The sequence below is a fragment of the Streptomyces sp. YS-3 genome (genome assembly GCF_045257485.1).
Classification (GTDB): domain Bacteria; phylum Actinomycetota; class Actinomycetes; order Streptomycetales; family Streptomycetaceae; genus Streptomyces.
Window position 1 is genome coordinate 1 of sequence record NZ_JBJHPC010000270.1, and the last position, 9,439, is coordinate 9,439.

The window sequence follows — 9,439 nt, forward strand, 5'->3', positions numbered from 1 at the left end:
CGGTCGATGCCGAATGTCTGGGCGTACAGGGACAGTTCGGCCTCCAGGGCGCGGACCATGGTGTCGGCCCGGCGGAAGCCGTGGCCCTCCCCCTCGAAGGCGAGGTACGCGTGCGGTATGCCGCGGCCCGCCGTCCGGGCCAGGAACCGTTCGCACTGGGCGGGCCGGCAGATCGGGTCGTCGAGCCCCTGGAGCAGCAGGAACGGCGCGCTGATCCGCTCCGCGTGGCTGATCGGCGAGCGCTGCGCGTACCGCCCGGGGAACTCGGCGCGGGGGCCGATGAGGGACTCCATGTACCGCGACTCGAAGTCGTGTGTGCCCTCGGGCGAGGACCAGTCGGCGAGGTCGAGGACGGGGTAGAGGAGGGTGCCGCAGGCGTAGACATCGGTGGTGGCGAGGGAGAGCGCCACGGTCCAGCCGCCCGCGCTGCCGCCCCGGATCGCCAGTCGGCGGGGGTCGGCGGTGCCCTCGTCGGCGAGCGCCCGCGCCACGGCCGCGCAGTCCTCCACGTCGACGACGCCCCACTGCTCGCGCAGCCGGTCGCGGTACTCCCGTCCGTACCCCGTGGAGCCGCCGTAGTTGACCTCGGCCACGCCGATGCCGCGCGAGGTGAAGTAGGCGATCTCCAGATCGAGGACGAGGGGGACCTGACCGGTGGGTCCGCCGTGCACCCGGATCACATACGGCGGCAGTTCCTCGGCGGGCGCCGCCCGGCCGGGGTGGTGCGGCGGGTAGACCAGGGCGTGGATGTCACGGCCGCCCGGGCCGGTGAAGGTGCGGATCTGCGGTTCCGGGTAGTACGCGGGGTCCACCGCGTCCTCGTGGGGGCGCCCGACCGCGCGGGTGCGGCCCGAGCGGGTGTCCAGCTCGACCACCTCGGCCGCCGTGCGCGGGCTCGCGGCGACCCCGACGACCCGGCTGCCGTGCACCGCGAGCGTGCCCTGCCAGGCCGTCCAGGGCCCGGCCGCGTCCACGACCTCGCCGGTCTCCGGGTCGAGTATGCCGAGCGCGGTCGCGCCCCGGCCGTGGACCACCGCGACCAGACCGCTCTCCAGCGGGTGGAACCAGCGGCGGCCGAGCTGCCAGAGCGGCCCGCCGAACTCCTCCTCGCGCGGACAGAGCGCCACCACCGCGCCCTCACGGTCCGCCGGGCGGGCGGAGGCCGGAGTGGCGGGCCCCGGGTCGGCGGACACCGGGTCGGACCGGTAGAGGTTCCACCAGCCGGTGCGGTCGGAGGAGAACAGCAGCCGGCCGTCGGGTGCCCACTCCACCTGGGCGATGGACTCGCCCGGGCCGCCCGCGACCGAGCGCGCCCCTTCGAGGACACCGGCCGCTCCGATCTCCGCGAGGAACAGCTCGGTGCCGTCCCACGGCATGTCCGGGTGGTCCCAGGCGAGGTATGCGGCGCGGGAGCCGTCCGGGGAGAGCCGGGGGCCGGTGACGAAGCGGTGCCGGCCGTCGGAGAGCTCGCGCACCCGGCCGCGGTCCTCGGCGGCCGAGCCGTCGAGCGGTACGGCCGCGAGCACCCGGCGCACGTCGGTCGGCGCGTCCCCGGTGAACTCCTCCAGCACGCACCACACTTCACCGCGCCCCGCCACCAGGACGGGGTCGGCCCAGCGCAGCCCCTGCCCCACCGCCGAGAGCGGGGTGAGCGGCCTCGGCTCCCCCGCGCCGTCCGGCTCGTAGGCGTACAGCCGCTGGTCCGGGAAGTGGACGAAGACCACAAGCGGTCCCCCGGTGTCCCGCGCCGCCGCGGCCCACGGCACGCCGCCGTACTCCATGACCCGGCTGCGTACGTTCCACGGAGGGGGCAGCAGCGACTCGGGGTTGCCGTCCGTCCGGCGTCGGACCAGGGCGCGTCGGCCGCCCTCGGTGGGACGCGGCTCGGTCCACCACACCTCCGCGCCGACGACGCCGACGAAGTCGGGCGAGCCGTCGTGGGCGGCGGCGAGCTCGGCGTCGATGGGCGACGGCCAGGTTCCGTAAGGCCCGATGGGCACCATGTCTTCCAACTCCCCCTACGCGGAACGCAGATAGTGGTCGAGGACCCGCACCCCGAAGTGGAGGGCGTCCACCGGGACCCGTTCGTCGACGCCGTGGAACAGCGCCTGGTAGTCGAAGCCGGGCGGCAGCCGCAGCGGCGAGAAACCGTATCCCGTGATGCCGAGCCGGGAGAACTGCTTGGCGTCGGTGCCGCCGGACATGCAGTACGGCACGACATGGCCCTCGGGGGCGAACTTCTCGACGGCCGCGCGCAGTTTCGCGTACGTCGGTGTGTCCACCGGGGCCTGGAGGGCGACCTCGTTGTGGTGGAACTCCCAGTCGACGTCCGGGCCGGTGAGCCGGTCGAGCGTGGCGCGGAACTCGTCCTCGCCACCCGGCAGGATCCGCCCGTCCACATACGCGGTGGCGTGCCCCGGGATCACGTTGACCTTGTAACCGGCCTCCAGCATCGTCGGGTTGGAGCTGTTGCGTACCGTCGCCTCCACCAGGGCGGCGGCCGGGCCGAGCTTGTCGAGGAGCGCGTCGACGTCGAAGCCGCGGGCGGCCGGGTCGATGTCCATCCCGTACAGCGCGGCCAGCTCGGTCAGGGCCGCCCGGACGGTCGGGGTGAGCCGGACCGGCCACCGGTGCTCCCCGATCCGGGCGATCGCGGCGGCCAGCCGGCTGACCGCGTTGGCCGAGTTCACCTTGGAGCCGTGGCCCGCCCGGCCGTGCGCGGTGAGCTTCAGCCAGCCGGTGCCGCGCTCACCCGCCGCGATGGGGTAGAGCGCCAGGCGGGGGCCGGCGTGGAAGGTGAACGCGCCGGATTCGCTGATGCCTTCGGTGCACCCCTCGAACAGGGTGGGGTGGTGGTCGGCGAGGAAGCCCGAGCCGTCGACCGCGCTGGCCTCCTCGTCCGCGGTGTAGGCGATGACGATGTCCCGCCGGGGGCGCACGCCCGCGCGCGCCCAGGCGCGGACGACGGTGAGGACCATCGCGTCCATGTTCTTCATGTCGATGGCGCCCCGGCCCCACACCACACCGTCGCGGACCTCGCCCGAGAAGGGGTGCACGCTCCAGTCGGCGGCCTCGGCGGGCACCACGTCGAGATGGCCGTGGACCAGCAGCGCGTCGGCGCCGGGGTCGGTGCCCTCGATGCGCGCCACCACGTTGGTGCGCCCGGGTGTGCGCTCCAGCAGGGTGGGCTCCAGGCCGGTGGCGGCGAGCCGCTCCGCCACGTACTCCGCGGCGGGGCGCTCGCGGCAGTCGCCGCCGCCGCGGTTGGCGGTGTCGATCCGGATGAGGTCGGAGGTGAAGGCCACCACCTCGTCCAGCGCGGTCGCGTCGATGTGCTCAGCCATACTGCTCCTCCACCGCGGCCGAGACGATCGTGGTGACCGCCTTGAAGGTGCGGATGCCCTCGTACATGGTGTCGCTGGTGTAGGCGACGCGGCGCTCACCGCTGCGCGCCGCGCCCGGGACCACCGTGGCGGCCATCGCCAGGTGCTCCGCGTCGAATTCGAGCTCGACGGTGAACGGGCCGCCCCGCACCGGGTCGTGACGGACCGCCAGTTCGGCCGCCGCTTTCGCCGCCGATCTGATGTCGGCGGCCGTGCGGGCGGGGGTGCGGCACACCGCCGCGTACCGCGAGACGTGGTCCTTGACCGCCACCTTGTGCGCCTCCGGGGCATACCCCTCGGCGTCGGCGCAGGTCAGATCGTCACCGGTGACCAGCACCACCGGCACGCCGTACTCCGCGACCACATGGGCGTTGAGCAGGCCCTCGCTCGCCCGCGTCCCGTTCAGCCAGACGCCCGTGATGGAGTTGGCGAGATAGGTGTGGGCCAGGACGCCCTCGGCGCCCGCTCCCGTGTGGTACCCGACGAAGGCGATACCGTCCACGTCGCCGTGCTGCACGCCCTCGACCATGGACAGCGACTTGTGCCGGCCGGTGAGCATCTGCACGCGCTCGTCCAGTCGCTCCAGCAGCAGATTGCGCATGGACCAGTGCGCCTCGTTGATGAGGACCTCGTCGGCGCCACCGTCGAAGAAGCCGAGCGCCGCCGCGTTCACATCGGACGTGAACAGGGCCCGGCAGCGCTCCCACTGCGGGGTACCCGGCAGCACGTCGGCCGGCCAGGTGACACCGGTGGCGCCCTCCATGTCGGCGCTGATGAGGATCTTCATGCCACGAAACCGTACGCGTCGCGGAACGCCCTCACCAGCCCTGTGGATAACCCCCGGCGCGTGTCCTGCCGCGCGCTCCGCCGAAGCTCCCTGGCGCACCCAATTGGCGCAGACCTCTTGCGTATTGGTCCAGACCAGTGCCAGCCTCTGGTCCGAACCAGCTGAGAAGGAGCCCCCACATGTCCGTACGACGCACAGCAGCCTCGCTCGGTGTCCTCGGTGGTCTCGGTGTGGCGTCCGCGTCACTGCTCGCCGTCGCCGCCTCGCCCGCCGCAGCGCACGGCGCCGTGTTCAATCCCGTCAGCCGGGTCGCCGCCTGCTACGCGGAAGGCCCCGAGACCCCCAAGTCGCAGGTGTGCAAGGACCTGGTCGCCGACTCCGGCACCCAGCCGCTCTACGACTGGAACGAGGTCAACATCGCCAACGCCGACGGGCATCACCAACAGCTCATCCCCGACGGCAAGTTGTGTTCCGCCAACCGCGAGAAGTACCGCGCCCTGGACTGGGCCCGCACCGACTGGCCGGCCACCGGTGTCTCGGCGGGCTCCTTCGGGTTCAGGTTCCGTGTGACCGCCCCGCACTCGGGGACCATGACGCTCTACATCACCAAGGACGGCTTCGACCCGACAAAGCCCCTGAAGTGGTCCGATCTGGACTCCCAGCCGGTCGCCACCTACGCCACGACGAGGACCTCCACCGACGGCTACTACAACTTCACCGGGAACCTGCCCGCCCGCACCGGCCGCCACATCATCTACAAGGTGTGGCAGCGCAGCGACAGCCCCGAGGCGTTCTACAGCTGCTCCGACGTCGTGTACGGCAAGGCCGCGCAGGCCGCGGCCCAGCCGGCCGCGCCCAGCCGGCGCGCCATCGACGCCGGCGCGGCCAGGTCCACCGTCAGCCACCACGGGCACGGCGGAGGAGCGGCGCCCCAGGACTCGTTCGCCATGGGCGCGGCGGCGCAGCCCGTCGCGGCGGCCTCCCTGGCGGGGGTCCTGGCCGGCGGCGTCCTGCTGCTGCGCCGGCGCAAGGACTCCTGACCCGCGGCCTGCCCGGCCACGCCGGTCCTCACCCGGTACGCCCCACCACCCACCACGTGGACGGCAGCGTGATCCGGGTGCCGTCCGGGCGGTACTCGGTCGTGGTCAGCGGCAGTTGGCCGCGGGCCACGACCGTCAGCCCGGCCGCGCCGAGCAGGGCGGGCACGGCCGCGTCGGCCACCTCGCCCGGGGTGAGGCCGTGGTCGAAGACCGGGCGCAGCTTCGGCGGCGCCCCCGCCGGGTCCTGGGCCAGCCCCACCAGGACCTGCTTGGCCGTCTCCGCGAGCTCCACCAGCAGGGCCCGGCCGCGCGTCCCCACCAGTGTGGCGACGGCGTCGGCCAGCGGCCCGCGGTCGGCCGGCTCGCACTGGTGGAGCACCCCGCGCACGTACACGTTGGCGTCGCCCAGACGCGCGTGCAGGTCCTGGACGGCCTTCTCGTCGGTCGCGTCCAACTCCTCGAACCGGGCGCGCCCGTCCGGGTCCTGGCTTCTGGCCCGCTCCACCGCGGCGGGTGAGAGGTCGACGCCGACCACCCTGTCGTAGCGGTCGGCCAGGAAGCGGGTCTGGGTGCCGTTGCCGCACCCCAGATCCACCAGGGGCAGGGCCAGATCGGTGAGATGGGGCTCGAAGAGGGCGAGGTGGGGGCCCGCCGTCAGGGCCGGCTCGGCGTCCCAGAACACCGCGCCCGTCTCGTTCGGCGCCTCGTTCCAGAAGCCTTCCCAGGCGTCCTTGTACCGACTCGTCACACTCATGACCGACTCCCCAGGCTGGCACGCACAGTGTCAAGATCGGTCTATCGGTCCTGAGTCACGCCGACAAGAACCCGGCGCAATCCTTCACGCCTCCTTCGAGCCGGTTCAGCGCCCCGTGCGCCCCCGGCGCGGCAGCGGCACCTCGAACCACACGGTCTTGCCCTCGCCCGTACGGCTCGTCCCCCACTCGCGGGCCAGCCGGCTCACCACCCGCAGACCCCGCCCGGCCTCGTCCAGCGCTCCCGCGTGCAGCAGCATCGGCAGCGTGTGGTCGTCGTCGACGACCTCGCAGCGCAGCGTCTCGGCCCGGACCATCCGCAGCCGCACCCGGTGGCTGTGCGCATGCCGTACGGCATTGGTGACGACCTCGCTGACCAGCAGCTCAACGGTCTCCGCCACCTCCTCCAGATCCCATGCGCGCAGTCGGCCGACGACCAGGCGCCGGGACCGGGCCACCTCGCGCGCGTCGATGTCGAGCTGCCACTCGGCCACGTCCTCGCGCGCGATGCCGTTGAGCCGGGCCATCAGCAGGGCGACGTCGTCCTTGCGGCCACCGCGGACGTTGAGGGCGCGGATGATCGTGTCGCAGGCGTCGTCCATGGAGGCGGCCGGGTGCGCGGCCGACTCGCAGAGCGTCGCGAGGCCCACACCGATGTCCTCGCCGCGCACCTCGACCAGGCCGTCGGTGCACATCACCAGCCGGTCGCCGGGCTCGACGCGCAGGCGGACGGTCTCGAAGGGCACCCCGCCGACGCCGATGGGCGCCCCGGTGGGCAACTCCAGCAGTTCGCTGCGGCCGTCGGCGGCGCGAACCAGGACCGGCGGCACATGGCCCGCGTTGGCCAGCAGGAGTTCACCCTCGATGGGGTCGTAGACGGCGTACAGACAGGTCGCCAGATAGTGCTCGCCGAGCCGCTGCGCCAGATCGTCGAGGTTGCGCAGCAGCTGGGCGGGCGGCAGGTCCAGGGCCGCCATGGTCTGGACGGCGGTACGCAACTGGCCCATCATAGCCGCCGAGTTGAGGCCGTGGCCCATGACGTCACCGACCACGAGGGCGATCCGGGAGCCGGGCAGCTTGATGGAGTCGAACCAGTCGCCGCCGACCCGGCCGAGCAGGGTGCCGGGCAGATAGCGGGTGGCGGTGTCGCAGCCCGTCATCTGTGGGGTGACCTGCGGCAGCATCGAGTCCTGGAGGGTCTCGGCGACGCTCTCCTGGTAGGTGTACATCCGGGCGTTGTCGAGGACGAGCCCGGCGCGGGCGGCCAGTTCGGCGCCGGTCACCCGGTCCATGTCGTTGAACTCGGCCCGCTCCGCGTGGCGCAGCAGGATCATGAACCCGAGCACCACATTGCGCGCCTTGAGGGGAACCAGCAGCATCGACCGGCCGTTGATCAGAGGCCGGATGTCACGCTTTTCGAACTGCGAGGCGATGGCGGTGCCCATCTGCTCGCTGATGCGCGGGACGAGCACGGGCTCGCCGGTCGTCATGCACTGGAAGAAGGGGGTGTGCGCGGGGAACGGCATGGATTCGCCGACCGGTACGACGTCGTCCCACCGCCCGGGTGCGTCGACGTGCTCGACGGCGACCCGGTGCCACAGGGTGGTCTCGTCCGGCGGGCCGTCCGGGAACCCCTCACCGGCGATGACCTGTTCCCGCAGATAGGTGCCCGCGACATCGGTGAAGCGCGGCACCACGGCGGCGCTCACCTCCTGGATGGTGCGGGACAGATCGAGGGAGGAGCCGATGCGTCCGCTGACCTCGTTGAGGAACTCCAGCCGCTCGCGCACCGCGGCGTACTCAAGGTCCTGCGCGAACTCGGGCGCGGGCGCCGGCACGGCGGCGGCGGCGGAAGTCTGCTCGGCGCCGCGCGCGGACCTGCGCTCCGGGCGGCGGGGCACACCCCAGTCGGGCGTCACCGGCACCCGGTCGTGCCGACTGAACTCCAGGACCGGATAGCCCAGTTCGAGCACCTGCGAGACGATCCGGGAGCTCTCGCCCACGCTCATGCTGGGCAGGATCTCGGGCAGCCGCCCGGCCAGCTCCTCGGCGCCCTGGAACTCGGTGTGCAGCGCGAAGCCCGGCGCTATCCGCTCCACGCCGCCCCGGCCCGGGCCCGGGTGCCCGGCGTGCAGCTGCGCCGCGTCCGCCGCCAGCACCAGAAGCCGCCCGGAGCCGGGCCCGACCAGCGGATACGCCCACCAGAGCACATCGACGCGGGGCCGCCCGGGATCCGAGAGCGCGGCGCGCCCGGCCGTGGGGTACGAGGTGAGGCCGTTGAGCGAGGCGTCCAGCGCGGGGCCGAACATGTCGTAGGCGTCCAACTCGCCCAGCGTGTCGACGGACCGGTCCTCGCCCAGCGCGCCGGAGACCGGCAGCAGATCGAGGGCGGGCCGTCCCACCGCCTCCTCGCGGGCGGGTCCGAAGAGCCGGCGCGCACCGGTCGACCAGTGCGAGACCAGCCCGTCGCCGTCCACGACGATCACGGCAAGCGGAATCCGTCCGGCCACGGCGGACTGCCGGGGCAGCGTCGGCGGAGTGCCACTGTCCATGGGTGGAGGCTCCTTCCCGCCGCAAGGATCTGCGGCTGTGCCACCTACCGTACGGCCATGCGAAGGCCGCGCGCGGGGCAACGCCGGAATACGGCGCACGCCCGCGTGGACCGGGCATTTGGTTGACGAATAGTCAGTCCTCGTGGCCCAGTTGGAGGTCGCGCTCGGTGCGACCGCCACCCGCGACCTGGAGGACCGTGGCCACCGGCGGATACCCGGCGGCGATCACCGTGTACTCGCCGGAGGAGAGGTCGACGAAGCGGAACGCGCCGTCGAGGCCCGTGGTGAGGGTGTCCACCACGTTCCCGGCCGCGTCCAGCAGCGTCACGCGCGCGTCCTCGACCGGCCGTCCGCCGCTCGCCCTGACCGTGCCGCGCAGCACGGCGCCGCCCGCGAGTTCGATGTCCTGCCGGGTCTCGCGCGAGGCCTGGACGCTGACGGGGAGGGCCGCGGGCCGGAAGGCGGGGGCGCCGGCGGCCAGGGTGTACTCGCCGGCCACCAACTCGCCGATCACATAGGCCCCTTCGGCCCCGCTGCGGGTGGTGGCGACGACCTCGCCGCGTACGTCGGTGAGGGTCACCGCGGCGTCCCGTACCGGGGTGCCGTCGGCGGTGACCACCGACCCGGCCAGCCGTCCGGCGCCGCCGAGGACCACGTCGAGTTCGACCGGGCGCTCGCCGACGGTCACCGAGACGGCCTGCGGCTGGTGTCCGGTGGCCGCGGCGATCAGGACGTAGCTGCCGGGGCCCGGGACGCTCAGCGCGTACCGCCCGTCCTCGCCGCTGCCGCCGCGCCCGACCTGCTGTCCGCGCACGTCGACGAGGGTGAGCGCGGCGCGCGGCACGGTGGTGCCGTCGTTGTGCTGAACCGTTCCGCTGACCGGGACGCCGCTGTGGACGGGGGCGTGGGGCGTACGCGCCTGGGG

The 9,439-nt window shown here is 73.3% G+C and carries 7 protein-coding genes; 1 reads left to right on the top strand and 6 read right to left on the bottom strand.

Annotation, left to right across the window (positions count from 1 at the left end):
• The 3 genes from ACJA3G_RS21400 to ACJA3G_RS21410 all read right to left on the bottom strand — a co-directional run.
• On the bottom strand, window positions 1–2,003 hold a 2,003-nt coding region (locus tag ACJA3G_RS21400), incomplete at its 3' end, for a prolyl oligopeptidase family serine peptidase (protein ID WP_406554630.1).
• A 15-nt stretch (window positions 2,004–2,018) separates the two neighbouring features.
• Window positions 2,019–3,344 (bottom strand): M20/M25/M40 family metallo-hydrolase, encoded by a 1,326-nt coding sequence (locus ACJA3G_RS21405; protein ID WP_406554631.1) that lies wholly within the window; start codon window positions 3,342–3,344, stop codon window positions 2,019–2,021.
• Entirely contained in the window at window positions 3,337–4,170 is an 834-nt protein-coding gene (locus ACJA3G_RS21410) for a M55 family metallopeptidase (protein WP_406554632.1), read from the bottom strand. Before ACJA3G_RS21410 ends, ACJA3G_RS21405 begins: the two co-directional genes overlap by 8 nt.
• A 179-nt stretch (window positions 4,171–4,349) precedes the next feature.
• Here ACJA3G_RS21410 and ACJA3G_RS21415 point away from each other — a divergent pair, with 179 nt between their 5' ends.
• On the top strand, window positions 4,350–5,210 hold the full coding sequence (locus tag ACJA3G_RS21415; RefSeq protein WP_406554633.1) for a lytic polysaccharide monooxygenase: 861 nt from the start codon (window positions 4,350–4,352) through the stop codon (window positions 5,208–5,210).
• 28 nt (window positions 5,211–5,238) lie between these two features.
• On the opposite strand, the gene ACJA3G_RS21420 is transcribed toward ACJA3G_RS21415, so the two are convergent.
• The 3 genes from ACJA3G_RS21420 to ACJA3G_RS21430 form a co-directional block, all read right to left on the bottom strand.
• Window positions 5,239–5,964 (bottom strand): class I SAM-dependent methyltransferase, encoded by a 726-nt coding sequence (locus tag ACJA3G_RS21420; RefSeq protein WP_406554634.1) that lies wholly within the window; start codon window positions 5,962–5,964, stop codon window positions 5,239–5,241.
• A gap of 105 nt (window positions 5,965–6,069) precedes the next feature.
• Window positions 6,070–8,514: a SpoIIE family protein phosphatase gene (locus ACJA3G_RS21425; protein WP_406554635.1), complete on the bottom strand. Its 2,445-nt coding sequence runs from the start codon at window positions 8,512–8,514 to the stop codon at window positions 6,070–6,072.
• Window positions 8,515–8,647: 133 nt separating this feature from the next.
• The coding region (locus ACJA3G_RS21430; RefSeq protein ID WP_406554636.1) for a collagen binding domain-containing protein at window positions 8,648–9,439 on the bottom strand (792 nt) is incomplete at its 5' end.

Excerpts from the sequence above, each read along its gene's own strand:
- ACJA3G_RS21405 (WP_406554631.1), bottom strand. The coding sequence starts at position 3,344 with ATGGCTGAGCACATCGACGCGACCGCGCTGGACGAGGTGGTGGCCTTC.
- ACJA3G_RS21410 (WP_406554632.1), bottom strand. The coding sequence starts at position 4,170 with ATGAAGATCCTCATCAGCGCCGACATGGAGGGCGCCACCGGTGTCACC.
- ACJA3G_RS21415 (WP_406554633.1), top strand. The coding sequence starts at position 4,350 with ATGTCCGTACGACGCACAGCAGCCTCGCTCGGTGTCCTCGGTGGTCTC.
- ACJA3G_RS21420 (WP_406554634.1), bottom strand. The coding sequence starts at position 5,964 with ATGAGTGTGACGAGTCGGTACAAGGACGCCTGGGAAGGCTTCTGGAAC.
- ACJA3G_RS21425 (WP_406554635.1), bottom strand. The coding sequence starts at position 8,514 with ATGGACAGTGGCACTCCGCCGACGCTGCCCCGGCAGTCCGCCGTGGCC.